Source organism: Pseudomonas sp. JQ170C, assembly GCF_035581345.1.
Taxonomy (GTDB): Bacteria; Pseudomonadota; Gammaproteobacteria; order Pseudomonadales; family Pseudomonadaceae; genus Aquipseudomonas.
The window spans coordinates 2,146,329-2,165,887 of the sequence record NZ_CP141608.1; the positions used below are offsets into that span (position 1 = coordinate 2,146,329).

19 protein-coding genes are annotated in these 19,559 nt (G+C 63.4%); 6 read left to right on the forward strand and 13 right to left on the reverse strand.

The genetic code is table 11. The annotated features are described in order from the left end of the window. Positions 1-43 precede the first annotated feature (43 nt). Positions 44-1,573: an NCS1 family nucleobase:cation symporter-1 gene (locus U9R80_RS10125; RefSeq protein WP_301841377.1), complete on the forward strand. Its 1,530-nt coding sequence runs from the start codon at positions 44-46 to the stop codon at positions 1,571-1,573. Positions 1,574-1,597: 24 nt separating this feature from the next. Then, entirely contained in the window at positions 1,598-2,326 is a 729-nt protein-coding gene (locus U9R80_RS10130) for an aspartate/glutamate racemase family protein (protein ID WP_301841376.1), read from the forward strand. Between the two features lie 60 nt (positions 2,327-2,386). Here the strand turns inward: U9R80_RS10130 and U9R80_RS10135 are convergent, their stop codons facing one another. From U9R80_RS10135 to U9R80_RS10155, 5 genes are all read right to left on the reverse strand, one after another. Continuing rightward, on the reverse strand, positions 2,387-2,812 hold the full coding sequence (locus tag U9R80_RS10135; protein ID WP_301841375.1) for a glycine zipper domain-containing protein: 426 nt from the start codon (positions 2,810-2,812) through the stop codon (positions 2,387-2,389). Positions 2,813-2,865: 53 nt separating this feature from the next. Beyond that, positions 2,866-3,111 carry a hypothetical protein gene (locus U9R80_RS10140; RefSeq protein WP_301841374.1) on the reverse strand — a complete coding sequence of 82 codons (246 nt, stop codon included), beginning with the start codon at positions 3,109-3,111 and terminating at the stop codon, positions 2,866-2,868. A 423-nt stretch (positions 3,112-3,534) separates the two neighbouring features. Further along, on the reverse strand, positions 3,535-3,813 hold the full coding sequence (locus U9R80_RS10145; RefSeq protein ID WP_324804867.1) for a hypothetical protein: 279 nt from the start codon (positions 3,811-3,813) through the stop codon (positions 3,535-3,537). A gap of 493 nt (positions 3,814-4,306) precedes the next feature. After that, the gene (locus U9R80_RS10150) at positions 4,307-5,641 is read right to left on the reverse strand and encodes an ATP-binding protein (RefSeq protein ID WP_301840625.1); all 1,335 of its coding nucleotides are present in this window, start codon (positions 5,639-5,641) and stop codon (positions 4,307-4,309) included. After that, a complete protein-coding gene (locus U9R80_RS10155) occupies positions 5,638-6,348 on the reverse strand; it encodes a response regulator (RefSeq protein ID WP_301840626.1) in 711 nt (236 codons plus the stop codon). Before U9R80_RS10155 ends, U9R80_RS10150 begins: the two co-directional genes overlap by 4 nt. A gap of 164 nt (positions 6,349-6,512) precedes the next feature. On the opposite strand from U9R80_RS10155, the gene U9R80_RS10160 reads away from it, so the two are divergent. Both U9R80_RS10160 and U9R80_RS10165 read left to right on the forward strand, forming a co-directional pair. Continuing rightward, positions 6,513-6,836, forward strand: a complete 324-nt coding sequence (locus tag U9R80_RS10160) for a hypothetical protein (protein WP_301840627.1) — start codon at positions 6,513-6,515, stop codon at positions 6,834-6,836. Continuing rightward, positions 6,829-7,536: a DUF3313 domain-containing protein gene (locus tag U9R80_RS10165; RefSeq protein ID WP_301840628.1), complete on the forward strand. Its 708-nt coding sequence runs from the start codon at positions 6,829-6,831 to the stop codon at positions 7,534-7,536. Before U9R80_RS10160 ends, U9R80_RS10165 begins: the two co-directional genes overlap by 8 nt. Here U9R80_RS10165 and U9R80_RS10170 read toward each other — a convergent pair. Beyond that, positions 7,508-9,337, reverse strand: a complete 1,830-nt coding sequence (locus U9R80_RS10170) for an SLC13 family permease (RefSeq protein ID WP_301840629.1) — start codon at positions 9,335-9,337, stop codon at positions 7,508-7,510. The genes U9R80_RS10165 and U9R80_RS10170 overlap by 29 nt on opposite strands. A gap of 186 nt (positions 9,338-9,523) precedes the next feature. Between U9R80_RS10170 and U9R80_RS10175 the strand changes: the two genes are divergently transcribed. Then, positions 9,524-9,874 (forward strand): hypothetical protein, encoded by a 351-nt coding sequence (locus tag U9R80_RS10175; protein ID WP_301840630.1) that lies wholly within the window; start codon positions 9,524-9,526, stop codon positions 9,872-9,874. Between the two features lie 3 nt (positions 9,875-9,877). Here the strand turns inward: U9R80_RS10175 and U9R80_RS10180 are convergent, their stop codons facing one another. The 7 genes from U9R80_RS10180 to U9R80_RS10210 all read right to left on the reverse strand — a co-directional run bounded on the left by U9R80_RS10180 (position 9,878) and on the right by U9R80_RS10210 (position 18,544). Next, positions 9,878-10,576: a YoaK family protein gene (locus tag U9R80_RS10180; protein ID WP_301840632.1), complete on the reverse strand. Its 699-nt coding sequence runs from the start codon at positions 10,574-10,576 to the stop codon at positions 9,878-9,880. A 19-nt stretch (positions 10,577-10,595) separates the two neighbouring features. Then, positions 10,596-11,681, reverse strand: coding sequence for a PAS domain S-box protein (locus U9R80_RS10185; protein ID WP_301840635.1), 1,086 nt, complete (start codon positions 11,679-11,681; stop codon positions 10,596-10,598). Between the two features lie 130 nt (positions 11,682-11,811). Then, positions 11,812-12,783, reverse strand: a complete 972-nt coding sequence (locus U9R80_RS10190; RefSeq protein ID WP_301840637.1) for a PDR/VanB family oxidoreductase — start codon at positions 12,781-12,783, stop codon at positions 11,812-11,814. Between the two features lie 59 nt (positions 12,784-12,842). Then, complete coding sequence (locus tag U9R80_RS10195; RefSeq protein WP_301840639.1) at positions 12,843-14,291, reverse strand: NAD-dependent succinate-semialdehyde dehydrogenase; 1,449 nt, start codon at positions 14,289-14,291, stop codon at positions 12,843-12,845. Positions 14,292-14,342: 51 nt separating this feature from the next. Beyond that, complete coding sequence (locus U9R80_RS10200; protein WP_301840640.1) at positions 14,343-15,464, reverse strand: aromatic ring-hydroxylating oxygenase subunit alpha; 1,122 nt, start codon at positions 15,462-15,464, stop codon at positions 14,343-14,345. A 195-nt stretch (positions 15,465-15,659) separates the two neighbouring features. Next, positions 15,660-17,258, reverse strand: a complete 1,599-nt coding sequence (locus U9R80_RS10205) for a BCCT family transporter (RefSeq protein WP_301840641.1) — start codon at positions 17,256-17,258, stop codon at positions 15,660-15,662. A gap of 194 nt (positions 17,259-17,452) precedes the next feature. Beyond that, positions 17,453-18,544, reverse strand: a complete 1,092-nt coding sequence (locus U9R80_RS10210) for a tartrate dehydrogenase (protein WP_274116380.1) — start codon at positions 18,542-18,544, stop codon at positions 17,453-17,455. Between the two features lie 98 nt (positions 18,545-18,642). On the opposite strand from U9R80_RS10210, the gene U9R80_RS10215 reads away from it, so the two are divergent. Continuing rightward, positions 18,643-19,557 (forward strand): LysR substrate-binding domain-containing protein, encoded by a 915-nt coding sequence (locus U9R80_RS10215; RefSeq protein WP_301840643.1) that lies wholly within the window; start codon positions 18,643-18,645, stop codon positions 19,555-19,557. Positions 19,558-19,559: the final 2 nt, after the last annotated feature.

Genomic DNA, 19,559 nt, shown 5'->3' on the forward strand with positions numbered 1-19,559 from the left:
ATGTGTTGTAGCACCCATGTGCTGCAGCAGGAGCCCGGGGAACATGCAATTGGATACTTCCAAACATCTGGACAGTGCGTACCTGCCGCCCGACGCTGCCGTCTCTGCATCTGCCTCCGGGCACGGTGCCCTGAGTCCGAAGCTGCATAACGCTGACCTTGCCCCCACCAAAGCCGCAGGCCGGCGTTGGGGCGGGTACAGCATCTTCGCCTTGTGGACCAACGATGTGCACAACATCGCCAACTACTCCTTTGCCATGGGCCTGTTCGCTCTCGGCCTGTCGGGCTGGCAAATGCTGGCGGCCCTGGCGGTGGGGGCGGCGCTGGTGTACTTCTTCATGAACCTGTCCGGCTACATGGGCCAGAAAACCGGGGTGCCGTTCCCGGTGATCAGCCGCATGAGCTTCGGCATCTATGGCGCGCAACTGCCGGCCATCATCCGTGCGGTGATCGCCATTGCCTGGTTCGGTATTCAGACGTACCTGGCCTCGGTGGTGTTGCGGGTATTGCTGGTGGCGATCTGGCCGACCCTGGCCAGCTACGACCATAACGCCATCCTCGGGCTGTCGAGCCTGGGCTGGGCCAGCTTCGTCGCCATCTGGTTCGTGCAACTGGTGATCCTGACCTTCGGCATGGAGATGGTGCGCAAGTACGAATCCTTTGCCGGCCCGGTGATTCTCTCCACGGTGCTGGTGCTGGCGGTATGGATGTACCTGCGGGTGGACGGCAACCTGGCCTGGTCGGTGGGTGAGCCCCTGACGGGCGCGAAAATGTGGACCCAGGTGTTTGCCGGCGGCGCGCTGTGGCTGGCCATCTACGGCACCCTGATCCTCAACTTCTGCGACTTCGCCCGTTCCTCGCCGTGCCGCAAGACCATCCGCGTCGGCAACTTCTGGGGCCTGCCGGTGAACATCCTGGTGTTTGCGGTGATCAGCTTCGTGCTGTCCGGGGCGCAGTTCAGCATCGATGGCACGGTGATCGACAGTCCGACCCAGATCATCGCCGCGATCCCCGATAAAACCTTCCTGGTACTGGCGTGCCTGGCGTTCCTGATCGTCACCGTGGCGGTGAACATCATGGCCAACTTCGTCGCCCCGGCCTTCGTGCTCTCGAGCCTTGCACCGAGCCGCCTGAACTTTCGCCGCGCCGGCATGATCAGCGCCACCCTGGCGGTACTGATCCTGCCCTGGAACCTCTACAACAGCCCGCTGGTGATCGTCTACTTCCTCTCCGGGCTGGGCGCGCTGCTGGGCCCGCTGTACGGGATCATCATGGTCGACTACTGGCTGATCCGCAAAGCCCAGGTGCATATACCCGACCTCTACAGCGAAGCGGCCAACGGCACCTATCACTACACCCGCGGGATCAACTACAAGGCCATCGCTGCCCTGGTGCCTTCGGCCATTGCTGCGGTGATGCTGGCCCTGGTGCCGGCCTTCAGCGACCTGACGCCGTTCTCCTGGCTGTTCGGCGCGGCCATCGCCGGTGGCGTGTACTACCTGATCTCCGATCGCAAAAAACATTACGTGGACTGTTCTGGTGAGCATTTTGCCGTCGACAGCGCCCACCACTGAGCATCACGCACAAGGAAACGAGTCATGAGAATACTGGTCGTCAACGTCAACACCACCGCGTCCATCACCGACGCCATTGCCCGCCAGGCGCGCAGCGTGGCGTCGCCGGGCACCGAGATCGTCGGGCTTACACCACGCTTTGGCGCCGAGTCGGTGGAAGGCAACTTTGAAAGCTACCTGGCAGCCATTGCCGTCATGGAGCGGGTGCTGAGCTACGACCAGCCCTACGATGCGGTGATCCAGGCCGGGTACGGCGAGCACGGCCGGGAAGGCCTGCAGGAACTGCTCAATGTACCGGTGGTGGATATCACCGAGGCGGCTGCCAGCGTGGCGATGCTGCTGGGCCATCGCTATTCGGTGGTGACCACCCTGGACCGCACCGTGCCGCTGATCGAAGACCGCCTCAAACTTGCCGGCCTGGACAGCCGCTGTGCGTCGGTGCGGGCCAGTGGCCTTGCGGTGCTGGAACTGGAGGAAGACCCGGAGCGGGCCATCGAGTCGGTGGTGCGGGAGGCCGAGGAGGCAGTGCGGGTCGACAAGGCCGAAGTGATTTGCCTGGGCTGTGGCGGCATGGTCGGGCTGGAGGAGCGCATCCAGGCGCGTACCGGCGTGCCGGTGGTCGATGGCGTGACCGCGGCGGTGGCGTTGGCCGAGTCGCTGGTGCGCCTGAAGCTCAGCACCTCGAAGGTGCGTACCTATGCGCCGCCGCGGGCCAAGCAGATTCTGGGGTGGCCGCGGGCGTTGCTGGGCTGATAAAGCAGCGCGGGGCCAGCCCGCTCCTGGGGTAGGAGCGGGCTGGCCCCGCGATGGCTATCAGTGATGCTTGTGTTTGTTTTTATGCTTGTGCTTGTGTTTGTGGCCACTACCGGAGTCATGACGGTTATCGTCGGCGATGTTGTTACCCAGCGCACCGCCCGCGGCGCCACCCAGGCCCGCACCGATGGTCGAGCCGGTCTTGCCGCCCACCTGGTTGCCGATCACCGAGCCACCGGCCGATCCCAGGCCGCCGCCAATGGCCGCCTCGGTACGGTTGCCCTTGCGGGCCCCGACCGCACTGCCGGCCGCGCCGCCGACACCGGCACCAATGGCCGCGCCGGTGCTGCCACCGATCTGCTGGCCAACCATGTTCCCCAACGCGCCCCCCAGGCCACCACCGATGGCAGCGGTGCCGTCACCGGCAGCCAGGGCACTTTGGGAGAGCACAATGCCCAACGTCAGAACAGAAAGTGAAATACGCATGATGTGATCCTCAGGCAATACGGTTGTCAGTCAGGTGAACGGGCAGCTGGCGATCAATCGTCATCGTCGTCGTCATCATCGTCACGACCGCGGCGGCGGTCATTGTCGTAGTAGCGGGAGCGGTCGTCGTCGCGGTAGCGTTTGTCGTACTTGCGGTGGTCGCGGTCATCGTCCCAGTCTCGGGAGTAGCGATGGTCGCGGTCGTAGCGGTGATCGTCGCGGTCGTAATCGTGGTAGTAGCAGCCGGCTGTGGGCAGCACGGTGGCGATTACGGCGAAGCGGGCGATGTGTTTCAGCACTGTGGATCCTTTATCCGCGCTGCGGAGGGAAGTTAAAGGATCAGACCGGAAGTTCGGGTTTTTGTTTCAGATCGGCTGTAGGCGAAAAAGGCTTTTCACTGAATTCCGGGGATTGTGACTCTTGTGTTGGTGTTGGTGTTGGTGTTGCGGGCTGTGGGCTTATCCATTTCATGCGGTGAGGCTGACGGCCCCTTCCGCCTTTACGGCGGGTCCCTTTTGTCTTGGCAAAAGGAACCAAAACCGCTCGCTCCTACATACGGCCCTACGCTGCGCTCCGGGTTCCCTCCCTCCGGTGCCCTCCAGGGGCCTCGCGGCCTACGACTTGCTTCGCCAAGTCTACGGCTCGCGACTTCGGCTACGCCGAAGGGTGCTGCGCACCTGCCCCCTCCAGACACCTACGCTCGGCCTCCTGAAGTCGCGAAGTTACGGGCGGCGCCTGTACTGGCGCATCTTCGAGATCAACGTCCACTGCCAACAGACAGGCAGGAGCGGGCTCGGTGGGAACGGGCTTGCCCCGCGATAGGCCCCTGAGCCGTGCACATCCAGCTGCAACGCTGAAGCGGGATTACCGGCAGGCATGAATTTGTCGGCAAAATTCAAAATCCATCGCGGGGCAAGCCCGCTCCCACTGGCGGGTGATGGCCACGGCCTGGCCCCGTTCTTGATCTTGATCTTGATCTTGATCTTGATCTTCATATTCATGCACGAAGGTTCAGGCGCTGCAGAGTGCGACTTCAGGAGGCCGAGTGGAGGTGCCTGTAGGGGCCGTGCGTAGCACCTTCGGCGTAGCCGAAGACGCGAGACGTAGACTTGGCGAAGCAAGTCGTAGGCCGCGTGGCCCCGGAGGGCGCCGGAAGGAGGGGACCCGGAGCGAAGCGTAGGGCCGTATGCAGGAGCAAGCGGTTTTGGTTCCTTTTGCCAAGACAAAAGGGACCCGCCGTAAGGGCGGAAGGGGCCGACAGCGTCGCCACATGGAATGGATAATCTCGCAAGACCAAGACCAAGACCAAGACCAAGACCAAGACCAAGACCAAGACCAAGACCAAGACCAAGACCAAGACCAAGACCAAGACCAAGACCAGAATCACACTCCCCAGAACTCCCTGAAGAGCCCAAAAAAAAGGCTCACACAAGGTGAGCCAAACAACGTTCTGAAGGGAGAGCGCTACCGTAGCGAGACCCCATTAAGTCAGCGTTAACCGCGCGGCAGCTCGATGCGTGCCCGCAAGCCACCGCCAGGCTGGTTGCTCAAGGTCAACTCGCCGCCTTGTTCACGAATCACCGTGCGTGCCGCCGGCAACCCCAGGCCGACACCGCCGGTGTCGCGGTTGCGTGAACTTTCCAGGCGGAAGAAAGGCACGAATACCTCTTCAAGCGCCGCCCCAGGGATGCCCGGCCCCTGATCGCTGACGTCGATGAACAGGCTGTGGTTGGTACTGCTCAGGCGGATAGCGGGCGGGGTGGCATATTTGACGGCGTTCTCGATCAAGTTTGTAACTGCGCGTTTGAGTGCCAGCGGTCGCCCGAGGTAAACCAGGTTTTTCGGCCCCTCGAAAGGGAGCGCGATGTGCTGGTCGCCATAGTCGTCCACCAGGGTCTGCAGCAGCTCGGCCAGGTCAAACGGGGTGGCGGTTTCCAAGCGGGTCTCGTCGCGAAAGAAATTCAGCGCGGCATTGATCATGCTCTGCATCTCATCGACATCGCGAAACAGCTTGCGCTGTTGCTCGGCATCTTCAATGAACTCGCCACGCAGGCGCATGCGCGTCAGCGGTGCGCGCAGGTCATGGGAGATCGCCGCCAGCATCTGTGTGCGCTCGGCGATGAAGTGCTGGATCTGTGCCTGCATGGTGTTGAATGCGGTGATCGCCTGGCGCAGCTCATGGGGGCCTTCCAGGCGGATCGGTGGGGCGCGCAGGTCGCTGCCAAAGCGCCGGGCGGCGCGGGCAAAGCGCTGCAGCGGGCCGGCCAGCTGACGGGTGCCGATCCAGGCCACCAGCAAGGCGGCAATCAGCGCCAGGATGCCAATGATGGTGAAGCGCATGCCCAGGCTCAGGCCCCAGCTGCGGTAGGGCGGGGTGAAGGCCAGCCAGCTGTTGTCGCCCAGTTGCAGGACCAGCTTGTAGTGCGCCTCCGGGTCCCCCTCGGGCCAGTCGTCGGGCTTGTAGACCGCCAGCTGGCGGGGTCGGTTGGCCAGCAGTTGCTGCAGTTCCGGGGAGTCGCCAAGGGCCAGCGCCTCACCGGCGCCAGGCAGGTTCAGGGCTTCCCGGTGGGCGCTCCAGCGCACTTGCAGCATCGGGTTGCTGGCGGCCTGGGCCAGGTGTTCACGCTGGGCGGGTGGGGCCGCTTCGAGCACCCGGGTCACCACCGCCATTTGCTCGATCAGGCCGATCTGGCTCAAGGGCGGGCGCGCCCACACGCCTGCCAGCTGCACAAAGAGGATGTTCAACGCCACCGAGGTCAGCATGGCCGCAATGATGGTCAGGGCAATGCGCCGGCTGATGCTGTCGCGGCGCAGGTCCAGGCGGATCACGAGCGGCTGACCTTGGCGTCGAACAGGTAACCGCCGTTACGCACGGTACGGATCAGTGCCGGGCGCTTGCTGTCGGGTTCGATCTTGCGGCGCAGGCGGCTTACCTGCACATCAATGCTGCGGTCATACGCTTCATACCCCTGGCCCCGTGCCAGGTCGATCAGTTGCTCGCGGCTGAGGATGCGCTGGGGGTGTTCGAGAAACACCAGCAGCAGGTCGAACTCGCCGGCCGAGAGCGGCACCATCACCCCCTGTGGGGTACGCAGCTCGCGCCGGGTCACATCCAGCTGCCAGTCGTCGAAGCGGATCAGCGGCCGAGTTTCCTCGCTCTGTACTCGCAGCTGTTCCCCGGCCCGGCGCTGCACCGCGCGCAAGCGGGCCAGCAGTTCGCGGGCATCGAAGGGTTTGCCCAGGTAGTCGTCGGCCCCCAGTTCAAGGCCGACGATACGGTCACTGAGCTCGTCCATCGCGGTGAGCATGATGATCGGGATGCCGGTGTTGGCGCGCAGTTTCTGGCACAGGTTCAGGCCGCTTTCACCCGGCAGCATCAGGTCGAGGATGATGGTATCCGGACGCTGCTGTTCAATGGCCGCCCACATCGCCGTGCCATTGGCGGCAAGGTCGACTTCGTAGCCGTGCATGACAAAGAACTTCTTCAGCAGGGCACAAATTTCCACATCGTCATCGACGATCAGCAGTCTGCTCACGTTTGGGTCCAGAGGGGCCTGAAAAGTGCGTATCTAAAACCATTCTGCGCTGCCGGTCATTTATTTCAATCGCGCAACAAAGCTGCAGCGTCGATACAAAGCGGACATCTGCCAGCAAAAGCCCTGAGTGATCCTTTGCGTCGTCCAAAACAAGGGAATTTTCCATGCCGGCACAACACCCGATCGACGGCCTCGACTGCAGCCAGTCCCTGACCCTCGACCTGCGCACCCAGGATTTGTGGCGCAATGCGCTGCTCAATTACCAGGACTCGCGCCTGGAGCTGTGCAGCGAAGGGACGAACGTGATCCTCAGCCATTACTTCGAGCGCTACACCCCCACCAACAGCCAGTGGATGGAGTACAGCTACAAAGTCCCGCTGACCGAACTCGTGCACTGGATCATGGCCAGTGGGCAATTGAGCGTCGAACGCTCCGGAACGGCGCCCTGGCGTGGAAAAAAACAAAGTGGGAGCCCAACACATGCGTAAGCAAATGATCGCGCCAGCCCTGTGCCTGTCGCTGCTGATGGTCGGTTGCAGCCAGAACAAGGTTTCGCCCAAGGAGTATTCCGGTTTCTTGCGCAACTATGATCAGTTGCGCGAACTCAAGACCGCGTCGGGTGATTCGGTACTGCGCTGGGTCAGCCCCAACCTGCACATCGAGCGCTACAACCAGGTCTACATTGCGCCAAGCCGGTTCTACCCGATGCCCAAGCCCAGCGAGCGGATCCCGGCCTCAACCCTGGCCGCGATCACCACCTACTATGACGCTGCGCTCAAGCGTGAGCTGGGCAAGGTGCTGACGCTGGTCGAGCAGCCTGGCCCCAACACCTTGATCATTCGCCCGGCGATCACCTCGGTCGGCGCCCATACCCAGTCGCTGCACTTCTATGAGTACCTGCCGGTGACCCTGGTGGCTGCCGGGGTCAGCAGTGCCGTGGGGATCCGCGATCTGGACAGTGAGATTGCCACCGAAGCCGCGTTTCTGGATGGCGGTACCCGCGCGGTGGTAGCGGAAGTGGTCCGCAAGGGCACCGGCTTGCCGCTTGAGAACGACGATCAGGTGATGACCGCCGATAACCTCAAGGTGGTGCTCGACGGCTGGGCACAAGATTGGCGCCAGGCCGCCGAAATGCTCAAGCAGCAGAACACCGCTGCCTTCACAGCGGGAACACCCACGGCACCATGAACACGCTGACCACCATCACCAGCAAGGTGAAGGGCACCCCGACCTTGACGAAGTCGGCGAAGCGGTACTGACCGGGGCCGAGAACCAGAGTATTGACCGGCGATGAGACGGGGGTCATGAACGCCGCCGAGGCCGCCAGGGCGACGATCATCGCAAAGGGGTAGGGTGAGGCACCGAGCTGTTCGGCGGTGCTGATCGCCACCGGCGCCATCAGTACCGCGGTGGCGGTGTTGGAGATGAACAGGCCAATGATCGCGGTGATAGCGAACAGGCAGGCCAGGATCATGTACGGCCCGGCCTCGCCAAGCACCTGTACCAGGCCGTTCACCGCCAGGGCGATACCGCCGGTTTTCTGCAGGGCCAGGGCAAAGGGCAGCATGCCGACAATCAGCACCAGGCTTTGCCAGTGGATGGCCTTGTAGGCACTGTTCATGTCGATGCAGCGCCCGGCGCCCATCAGCAAGCAACCGATCAGCGCGGCGATGACATTGGGCACGACGCCACTGATCATCAGGCCGACCATCACCCCCAGGCTGATCAAGGCATAGGGTGCCTGGTTCAGGGCCGGGGCCACGTTGTCGACCTCTGCCGGCAAGCTCAAGACCAGGAAGTCCCTGGGCTGGGCCTGCAACTGGCGCACCGCCTTCCACGGCCCGATCACCAGCAGGGTATCGCCCAGCTTGAGTTTCTCTTCCACCAATTGCTCTTCGATGGCCGTTTGGCCGCGGCGCAGACCGACCACGTTGAGGTCCCAGCGTGTGCGGAAATTAAGATCCAGCACGCTTTTACCGATCAATTGCGAGCCGGGCACCACTGCCACTTCGGCCATGCCCACGGCGTGGGACTGGTCGATGAAATAGGCTGCCTTGAAGTGCAGGGGTTCGAGCTTCATGGTCTGGCACAGGCTGCGCAGGTCGTCGCGCGGGGCGAACAGGTCGAGCAGCAGCACATCGCCTTCGTGCACGGTGGTGCTGGAGTCGGGGCTGATCACCCGGGTGGTGAACTTGTGCTGGCGCTCGATACCGACCACGTTGGCGCCATGCACGGTGCGCAGTTTCAGTTCGCTCAAGCTGTGGCCGATCAGCGGCGAGCCGGGGCGTACCCGCAGGCGCCGTTCGCGGCCGGCCAGTTTATAGTCGATGACCAGGTCCAGCAGGGTGCGGCGAGTTTGCGGGCTGCCGTCCTTGCGGACTTCGCCGCTGAGCCAGTGGCGGGTCAGGAGCATATAGCCCACGCCCAGCGCAAGGATCACCAGGCCGAACGGGGTGAAACTGAAGAAGTTGAAGCCGGGCTCGCCGTGGCGCACCAGTTCGCTGTGCACCACCACGTTGGGCGGTGTCGCCACCAGGCTGAGCATGCCGCTGATCAAACCGGCGAAACTGAGCGGCATCATCAGGCGGCTGGGCGAGACTTTCATGCGGGCGGCAATGCTCAACACCACCGGAATGAAAATGGCCACCACCCCGGTGGAGCTCATCACCGAACCCAGCCCGGCCACGCAGACCATCAGCAGCACCAGCAAGCGCACCTCGCTGTTGCCGGCCCGGTCGGCCATCCACTCACCGATGCGGTAGGCAATGCCGGTGCGTACCAGGCCCTCGCCGATGACAAACAGCGCAGCAATCAGCACCACGTTGGGGTCGCTGAAACCGGCGAGGGCCTCCTGGACGCTGAGAATACCGGTCAGTGGCAAGACCACGATCACCAGCAGGGCAACCACATCCATGCGTGGGCGGTTGGCGATGAACAGGGCCACGCAGGTAAACAGCAACCCCAGCACCCAGAGCAGTTCGTCGTTCATGCAATCTTCCTGATACGTGAAGCTGCAAAGTCTGGCAGAAACTGCGTTTCGGTTTGTTGATTTATTACAGGCCCCTGTAGGAGTGGGCTTGCCCCGCGATAGTGATGTACCCGGCAACCTCGCAATCGCGGGGCAAGCCCGCTCCTACAGTGATACAGTCGGCGTTTTTTCTCACAGGGGTGTGTCATGCGGGTAGTTATGGCGGTGGTTGCTGCAGCGTTGTTGGCCGGGTGTGCGTCTTCGACCATGGAGGCGGCGCGGGCCAAGGCGCCGACCAAGAGCTTCAGCTCGGCCAAACCCGCCGACCGTGTGGCCGAGTGCATCCAGTTCGGCTGGCAGGACGAGGCGGTGTTCGGCGTTGACGCCAGTGGCTACCTGGAGCCGAACAAGCAGGGCGGCTTCACTGTTTACACCCGTGAGGCCGAATCGTTCGCCGACATCCAGTCCCAGGGTGCAACCAGCGCCGTCAGTTACTACGCGCAGAAAAACGACAGTGTCGCCCTGCGCCGCATGGCGGCTCTGGCCACCTGCCTGTAAGGCTCAACGCGGCATGTAGCGCAGTTGCCAGCGCCGGGGAATCTTCAACGAGATCAACCCCAGTGCGGCAGCCAGCCCGGCGCTGAACAGCAGGGCGGCAAGGTCGAAGGCCTGCTCCAGCAAGACACCGGCGATGGCGCCAACGAACATCCCGGTCCAGGGAATCAACTGCACCCGCCAGCCCTGCCGGCGCTCGCCCAGCAGCGCCCGGCCCAGGCCTCGGCCGAAACGCGACAGCGCGCCGGTGACGTAGGTCAGGCCGATCGGCAGGCCGTTCACTTCCTCGACCACCGCATTGATCATGCCCATGGCCGTCACCGCCGTGACCAGTGCCGGCAACTGCCAGCCCAGCGGCAGCAGGCCGGCCAGCGCCAGCAGGGCGGCGATCATCGACAGCAGCGGCCAGGGCCGGCGGCCACTGAGGCGGGCGATCACCACGCCCAGGGCGTTGCCCAGGACAAAGGCCAGCAACAGTGCGCCGATGCGCAGCACCAGGCCCCACTGACCTTCACCCAGCGATACCGCCAGGCGCGTGGTGTTGCCGCTCATGAACGAAACGAAATCGCCGGTGGCCATGAAGCCGATGGCGTCGGTCATGCCTGCCAGCACCGACAGGGCGGCGACGAAGTACAGCCCGACCTTGCCGCGCAGCCTGGCCGTTCGCAACGCCCGGGCTGAGGTGTACGAGGTTCCCGGAAGCATCCGCTGTCCTCCGTGCGGGTCACGCGTTCTGTTGGGCCAGGCGTGCTTCGAGGCTGGCGATGTGTGCTTCAAGGCGCTCGTGTTCGCGGCGTTCGTCACTGATGTCTTCAAACACGCTGATCAGGTGGTCCGGCTCGCCATCGGGGCGGCGCTGCAACGAGGTGCGGGCACGGACCCAAATGTAGCGGCCATCCTTGTGGCGCACACGCTTGTGCACCTCATAGCGGTTGATCTCGCCGGCCAGCAAGCGCTGCAGCAATTGCAGGTTGGCGCCCAGGTCGTCGGGGTGGGTAAGGGCCTGGAAGGTCATGTCGTAGAGCGTTTCGGCACGGTAACCGAGCAGCTCGCACAGGCTGTTGTTGACCCGCAGCCAGGTGCCATCGGGGTCGATGTAGGCCAGGGCGCCCCAGGCCAGCTCGAAGATCGCGCGAAAGCGCTCTTCGCTGTTGCGCAGCTTGGCTTCGGCGACCATGCGCTCGGTGTTGTCCATGCTGATGCCGACCATCTTCACCGAGCGCCCGGCACTGTCGCGCACCACGGTCGCGCGCGAAGAAATCCAGCGCTGTTCGCCGTCGGGGCGGGTGATGCGGAAATCACATTCGCAGCCGGTGCCCTCGGCCACGGCCTGGGCATACAACTGCTGCATGTGGGTGATGTCGTCTTCGGGCAGGTGCGCCCAGAAGTCTTCGTTGCGGGTGACCGGCCAGCCGTACACCTGTTCGACGTTGGGCGAGTAGGTGACCTCGTCGCTGATCAGGTTCCACTCCCAGGTGACGATACGCGCGCCTTCCTGGGCCAGCTTCATGCGGGTTTCGCTTTCCATGATCTCGGCGGTGTAGCGCCGGCGCAGGTCAGTCATCGGCAGCTCGACCACCTGATGCTGCTGGACGTTCTGCAGCGCCTCTTCGCCGTAGCGCAACCAGATCCAGTTGACCTTGAGGAACTCGGCCAGCTTGCGCAGGTTGTCGTAGTCGATTTCGCCGCCACGGGTCCATTTGTGCACTGCCGTGCGCGAGATTCCCAGGGCTGTCCCAACGGCTTGCAGGGTCAGCTTGTGATGCTCGAGCAGTTCCTTGAGGCGGAAGGCGAAACTGTTTTCCATCATGGGGCAGGGTGTCCTGATCGGGGCCAAGAGCCTGCCAGTATACCTAAGCTGTCAACTTTGGGTTGACGGTAAAGCGGTCGCGGGGCAAGCCCGCTCCTACTGTAGGAGCGGGCTTGCCCCGCGATAGCGATTACAAATCCAGCACCAAACGAGCCGAACGAGCCCGCGACACACACAGCATCATGCTCTGCTGCGCGGTTTTTTCGTCATCGCTCAGGTACTGGTCGTAATGCTCGGCTTCACCTTCCAGGATCGCCGTCTCGCAGGTACCGCACACGCCTTCACGGCACAGGCACTCGACCTTGGCGGCCTTGGATTTCTCAATGGCCTGGAGAATGCTCATGCCTTCTTCCACCTGCAACTCGGTGCCGGAGCGGGCCAGTACCAGGGTGAAGGCGCCGCCGGTAACCGGGGCGGCGGCGAACTGTTCCCAGTGTACGCGCTGCTCGGCGATGCCGGCCTTGGCGGCAGTGGCGATCACCGCGTCGATCAGCGGCTTGGGACCGCACACGTACAGGTGAGCATCGTCAGCCAGGCCTGCACACAGGGCGGCCAGGTCGAGCTTGCGGTCGAGGCTGTCGATGTAGAAATGGGTATTGCCCGCATGGGGGCCGCTTTCTAGGTGGTCCTGGAACGCACCGTGCTCGGGGGCGCGGAAGGCGTAGTGCAGTTCGTAGTCGGTGGCGCCGCCTTCGAGTTCATGCAGCTGGGCCAGGAACGGGGTAATGCCGATGCCACCGGCGATCAGTACGTGGCGACCGGCGCTGGGGTCCAGGGCGAAGAGGTTGTTGGGCGTCGAGATGGTCAACGAGGTGCCCACTTCTACCTGCTGGTGCATGAACGCCGAGCCGCCCTTGGACTGCTCCTCCAGGCGCACGCCGATCTGGTAGCTGCGGGTGTCGCGCGGGTCGCTCATCAGCGAGTAGGCGTTGCTGTACTGGCTGCCGTCGGCGCCCTGCATCTGCACGATGACATGGCTGCCACCGGTAAAGGCGGGCATCGGCGCGCCGTCTTCGCGGGCCAGGGTGAAGCGCTTGATCAGCGGGGTTGCCTGCTGTACGTCGGTGACCCGCACGCTGAACATTTCATATTTGTTGGCCATGATTCACCTCGACTGCAGGGGCACGCGGCAGGCCCTGCCGCGTCCCGGAACCGGTGCGCTCAGATGGCGAGGCACAGGTATTTGATTTCCAGATAATCTTCGATGCCGTACTTGGAGCCTTCACGGCCCAGGCCCGATTGCTTGATGCCGCCGAACGGCGCGACCTCGTTGGAGATCAGGCCGGTGTTGACGCCGACCATGCCGTACTCCAGCTGCTCGGCGACCTTGAACACCCGGGCGATATCGCGGCTGTAGAAGTAGGCCGCCAGGCCGTACTGGGTGGCGTTGGCCAGGGCAACGACTTCCTCGTCGGTGCTAAAGCGCACCAGCGCAGCCACCGGGCCGAAGATCTCTTCCTCCAGCAGCTCCATGCCGGGGCCGACATTGGCCAGCACGGTGGGCTCGAAGAAATTGCCGCCCAGGGCGTGGGCCTGGCCACCCAGTACCAGCTCGGCGCCTTTGCCCACGGCGTCGTCGATCAGGCTGCGAACCTTGGCCACAGCCTTGTCGCTGATCAGCGGGCCGATCTGTGTGCCTTCGGCGCTGCCGTGGCCGACGCCCAGCTGGCGAACGCGCTCGATGAAGCGTTCGCTGAACTGCGCGTAGACGCTGTCGTGGATATAGAAGCGGTTGACGCACACGCAGGTCTGCCCGGCATTGCGGTACTTGGCGATCAGTGCGCCTTCGACGGCGGCGTCGATATCGGCATCGCCGAACACGATGAACGGCGCGTTGCCGCCCAGCTCCAGGCTGACTTTCTTGATGGTCTCGGCGCACTGGCCCATCAGCAGGCGGCCTACCGGGGTGGAGCCGGTAAAGCTCAACTTGCGCACCGAAGGGTGGCCCGTGAACTGTGCACCGATGGCCGGGGCATCACCGGTGACCACACTGAACACGCCCGCGGGCACACCCGCGCGTTCGGCAAGCTCGGCCAGGGCCAGGGCGCAGAACGGGGTTTCGTTGGCCGGCTTGACCACCATGGTGCAGCCGGCGGCCAGGGCCGGGGCGACCTTGCGGGTGATCATCGCCGCCGGGAAGTTCCACGGGGTGATGGCGGTGCACACGCCGATGCCTTGCTTGATGACCAGCAGGCGCTTGTCATTGGAGGGGCTGGGGATCACGTCGCCGTAGACACGCTTGCCTTCTTCGGCGAACCACTCGACGAAGGAGGCGGCGTAGCGGATTTCACCCAGGGCCTCGTGCAGGGGCTTGCCTTGCTCGAAGGTCATCAGGCGGGCCAGGTCCTGCTCGTGTTCGAGCAGCAGCTCGAACCAGCGGCGCAGGATCTGCGCGCGGTCCTTGGCGGTGCGCGAGCGCCAGTCGGCCAGGGCGGCTTCGGCAGCCTCGATGGCGCGTACCGCTTCGGCACCGCCCATCAGCGGCACGTTGCCCAGCAGATTGCCGTTGGCAGGGTCGGTCACCGCCAGGCTGCGACCGTCATCGGCGTCGCACCAGTGCCCGGCGATATAGGCCTGCTGGCGGAACAGCTTGTTGTCGTTGAGATTCACGCAAGGTACTCCGAAGCGCGCGGCAGGCGGTGAGGCCTGCCGCGCCGGTTATCAGTCGTCGAGGTGGGCAACGGCGATCAGGTTGTGGAAGTGGGCGATGCCGTGCTCGCTCATGCCGCTGCGCTCGCGGTCGGCCATGATCCGGCCCTGGCCGCGGTAGCCGCGGGACTTCAGGCCTTTCTGCACGCTTTCTACCAGGCGCAGGTCTTCAGGGCGGAACACTTCGCGGTACCAGTCGATCAGCTTCTGCTGCTCTTCGGTGATGTCCTTGTTGAGGAAGTAGATGTCGTAGTGCTGCAGGGTGGTTTCGGCATCGACCGGGAACTCGTAGATCACGGTCATGAAGTTCGCTCCTGGCGGCACGTTGAACATGGTGCACGGCCAGGCCCAGAAGCCGGCGAACGAGGGGTCTTTGACCGACTCATCGAACTTGAACGACTGCTCCGACGGTTTGGCCAGGCCGTATTGCAGGGTCCAGTTGCCGTGCATGCTGTGGCTGTACTGACCCACGTCCACCGAGTCGGAGAAGCCTGGGTGGGCCGGGGCGCAGTGGTAGCACTCCAGGTAGTTGTCGACGATCGACTTCCAGTTGGCCGGGGTGTCGCTGACAAAGCGCGCGGCCAGGTGCAGGTCGTCGATCACGCCGCACGCTTCACGCATGCGCGCTTGCAGGCCTGGCAGCTGGTCTTCGACGCTGCCGGCGTCCATGTCCATATTGATGAAGATAAAGCCTGCGTATTCCTCGACGCGCAGCTGGACCAGGGTCGAGTTCTCTTTGTCGAAGTTCACCACGTTGTCGCAGTTGCGCGCGTGGGCCAGCTCGCCGTCGAGCTTGAAGGTCCAGGCGTGGTACGGGCAGGTGATGACGTTCTTGGCCTTGCCGCTGCCGCTGAGCAGCTGGTGGCCACGGTGCGGGCAGACGTTGTAGAAGGCGCGCAGCACGCTGTCGCGGCCACGGACCACGATGATGCTTTCGCCGATCACTTCACGGGTGATGTAGGCATTGTTCTCGGCGACTTCGCTACGGTGGCCGACGCAGATCCAGCTACGGGCGAAGATGGCTTCTTTCTCGTGCTCGAATACCGAGGCCTGGGTGTAGAAGGTGGCCGGAATGGTGAACGCCTCTTCGGCGTTGGCGCAGAAATCGGCGGGCAGGCGTTTGAAGTCATTCATGATCGGGTTCTCACAAGCTCGGTTTTTTAGTTATCAGTTAACGCGTATCTATCAGTTAACAAGTCAGGCAAAAAAATTTGGCCGTCTGCAGGAGCGCTTGTAGGAGCGGGCTTGCCCCGCGATACGATGTATCAGAAAGATCGCTATCGCGGGGCAAGCCCGCTCCTACAGCAAGCCTGCTCCTACAGGGTGTACTCAGTGCACGGCAGCAGCACTGCGGGGCGCTTTCTCCACCGGCTCTTCACCGGCCATGCGCGCCGCCTCTTCTTCGATGCGGAAGGCTGGCATCTGGCCGTAGTCCTCGAACATCCATTTGAAGAAGCCGTAGATCTTCACCAGCAGGATCACCATGAACGGGATCGCGGTCAGGACCACGGCAGTTTTCATGGTCGACAGCGAGGCCTTGGCAAACAGCATGGCCAGCGGCACCAGGGTCAGCACCACGCACCAGAACAGGCGATGGGTGGGCGTCGGGTCGTCGCCTTCGCGCAGGTTGCGGGTGCTGGTGGCTGCCACCGCATAGGCCGCGGCGTCCATGTGCGAGGCGCAGAAGATCGCCATGATGAACAGGTACACCCCCAGGAAGACCTGACCCCACGGCAACGCCAGCAGCAGGTGAGTCACCGCCGATTCGCCGCCTTGCTCGCTGAGCATTTTCGGTACGTCCACAGCCCCGGTGATGAACTGGTGCATGCTGTAGCTTTCCAGCGCGCCGAAGAAGAACCAGCAACCGAAGCTGCCGCCCATCAACAGGGCCAGGACCACTTCCTTGATCTGGCGGCCGCGCGATACGCGGGTCACGAACATGGCTACGCCCGGAGCGTAGGACACCCACCACAGCCAGTAGAACACCGTCCAGTTACGGGTGAAGGCACCGTCACCGGCAGGGTCGGTGAACAGGCTCATGTGCACGTAGTTCTGGATCATCAGGCCAATGGAGTTGGCCGTGTTGTTGATGGTGAACTGGGTCGGACCGACCAGCAGGACCACCAGCGCAAACACCAGGGCGCCGATGCAGACCATCTTGCTCAGGCGCTGCAAGCCACCGTCGATACCGATGTAGGAGCTGAGCGAGAACATCACCGCCACGCCGCCGATCACCATCAACTGCACGGTAAAGGTGTCCGGGGTGCCGGCCAAGTCATGCAGGCCGCGGGTCAGGGTCGAGGCGGTGAGGGCCAGCGACACGGTCAGTGCGCCCATCATGGTCAGCAGGAAAATCAGGTCGACGCTGCGGCCAACAGGGCCGGTGGCCTTGAAACCGGTCACCGCTTCGACGATCGAGGCCAGGTTCAGGCCGCTCTTCTTGCGCACGTGGAAGTGATAGGCCATCGCCAGCGAGGCCAGGGCATAGATCGACCATGCACTGACGCCCCAGTGGAAGAACGAGTAGCTGATGCTGTACTCGAGCGCCTTTGGGGTCGCGGCGGCGATGTTCAGGCCCGGGGTCTGGTAGTAGTAGGCCCACTCCATCACACCCCAGTAGAGGGTCGAGGACCCCATGCCGGCGCAGATGAACATGAACACCCAGGTGGCGGTGGCGTATTCAGGCTTGCCACTGCCCAGGCGGATGTTGCCGTATTTGCTGAAGGCCAGGTACAGCACGGCCAGGGAGCTACCGAACACCAGGACCTGGACGCTGGTACCGAAGGTGCGGGTAGAGAGCTCGAACAACTGGTTCGCCGCGCTTTCGGCCTCGGCCGGGAAGGCCGCAAGGCCAATCACGGTGAGCAGCACGGCTATCAGACTCACGGTGATCAGGAACACATCAATCTTTTTATTCTTGTGCGACATCATCGTCTCCTGGACGTTGGCGTACTTATATACCCGGCAGGCAACCGGGGTGTTGCGGTGTTGCTCCTTCCTTGGCTGTTAACTAAAAGTTAACGTGAATCTTTGGGTTAACAGATTTTGCATACAATCCGCTTCGCTCGCAAGAGGGGCGGGGCCGTTTTGTCAGACAATTCTGATAATCGGCCCCGCCGGCATCACGCCTCGATCAGGTCGGTGATCGCCTGGCCCACTTGCTGGGTGGATTTCTGGCCGCCCATGTCGCGGGTGGTGTCGCCCGCGGCGATAACCTGCTCGATGGCCTTGAGGATGTCGTCGTGGGCGGCGCGGTAGCGTGGGTCGCTGCCGTCGTTGCCGAGAAAGTCGAGCATCAGCGCGCCGGACCAGATCATCGCGATCGGGTTGGCGATGTTCTTGCCGTAGATGTCCGGGGCCGAACCGTGTACCGGCTCGAACAGCGACGGGAACTTGCGCTCGGGGTTGAGGTTGGCCGATGGCGCGATGCCGATGGTGCCAGCGCAGGCCGGGCCCAGGTCGGAGAGGATGTCGCCGAAGAGGTTGGAGGCCACCACCACGTCGAAGCGATCCGGCTGCAGCACGAAACGGGCGCAGAGGATATCAATGTGCTGCTTGTCCCAGCTGATTTCCGGATAGTTGGCAGCCATGGCGGCGGTGCGCTCGTCCCAGTAGGGCATGCTCACGGCCATGCCGTTGGACTTGGTGGCCGAGGTGACGTGCTTGCGCTCGCGGGTCTGGGCCACGTCGAAGGCGTACTTGAGGATGCGGTCGACACCGCGGCGGGTGAACACCGACTCTTGCAGCACGAACTCGTTCTCGGTGTTCTCGAACATGCGCCCGCCCAGGGACGAGTACTCGCCCTCGGTGTTTTCGCGGATCACCACAAAGTCGATGTCGCCCGGCTCACGGCCGGCCAGCGGGCACGGTACACCCGGGAACAGGCGCACCGGGCGGATGTTCACGTACTGGTCGAAATCGCGGCGGAACTTGAGCAGCGAGCCCCACAGCGAAATGTGGTCCGGGACCTTGTCGGGCCAGCCGACGGCGCCGAAGTACAGGGCGTCGAAGTCCTTCAGTTGCTCGAACCAGTCGTCGGGCATCATCTTGCCGTGGGCCAGGTAGTAGTCGCAGCTCGCCCACTCGAAGAATTCAAAGCTGATGTCCAGGCCGTGCTTGCGGGCAGCGGCCTCGACCACGCGGATACCTTCGGGGAGAACTTCGTTGCCGATGCCGTCGCCTGGAATGGCTGCGATTCTGAAAGTCTTGCTCATGGGGGCGCACTCGTTGTCTAGGGAACAGATGCGAGCCATGCTATAAGGGCTTTAATCAGAGATAATCTCGCCTTTCATAGATTCTTAGTGCACGAAACGTGAATAATCTACCGAGCCTCGACGACCTCAACATCTTTCTCCAGGTGGCCAAGCGCGCCAGCTTCGCGGCAGTGGCCGAAGAGCTGGGCATGTCCGCTGCCTTCATCAGCAAACGCATCCGCGTGCTTGAGCAGGACCTCGACGTGCGCCTGCTGCACCGCACCACCCGGCGGGTGACGGTGAGCGAGGAGGGCGAGCGGGTGTACCAATGGGCCCAGCAGATCTTCGATGCGGTGCAGCGCATGGGCGACGACATCAGCGCCCAGCACCGCGAGCCGGCGGGCCAGTTGCGCATTGCCAGCAGCCTGGGCCTGGGCCGTCGCTTCGTGGCGCCGGCCCTTTCGGAACTGGCCGAGCGCTACCCGCGCCTGGATATCCGCCTGGATGTGCATGATCGCTTGGTGGACCTGATCGAGGAGGGGGTCGACCTGGATATTCGTGTCGGCAACGTGATCGCCCCGAACCTGATCGCCAAGCCGTTGGCGAAGAACCGACGCGTGCTGTGTGCGTCCCCGGCCTACCTGGCGCGGCGGGGAACGCCCAAGGTGTTGGCCGAGCTTGCCAGCCACGATTGCCTGGTGATCAAGGAGCGGGATCATCCCTTCGGCATATGGCAACTCGAGGGGCCCAATGGCGAGGAAAGCGTACGGGTGACCGGCAGCCTGTCGAGCAACCATGGCGAAGTGGCGCACCAGTGGTGCCTGGATGGGCGGGGGATTTTGCTGCGTTCATGGTGGGATGTGCATGACAGCCTGGCCGAAGGGCGGCTGGTGCAGGTGCTGGGGGACTATCACCAGCCGGCGGATATCTGGGCGGTGTACACCTCGCCCTTGGCCAGCTCGGCCAAGGTGCGGGTGGCGGTGGAGTTCTTTCGCCAGTACTTTGCCGAACGCTACAGCCTGCCCTCCCTGTAGGC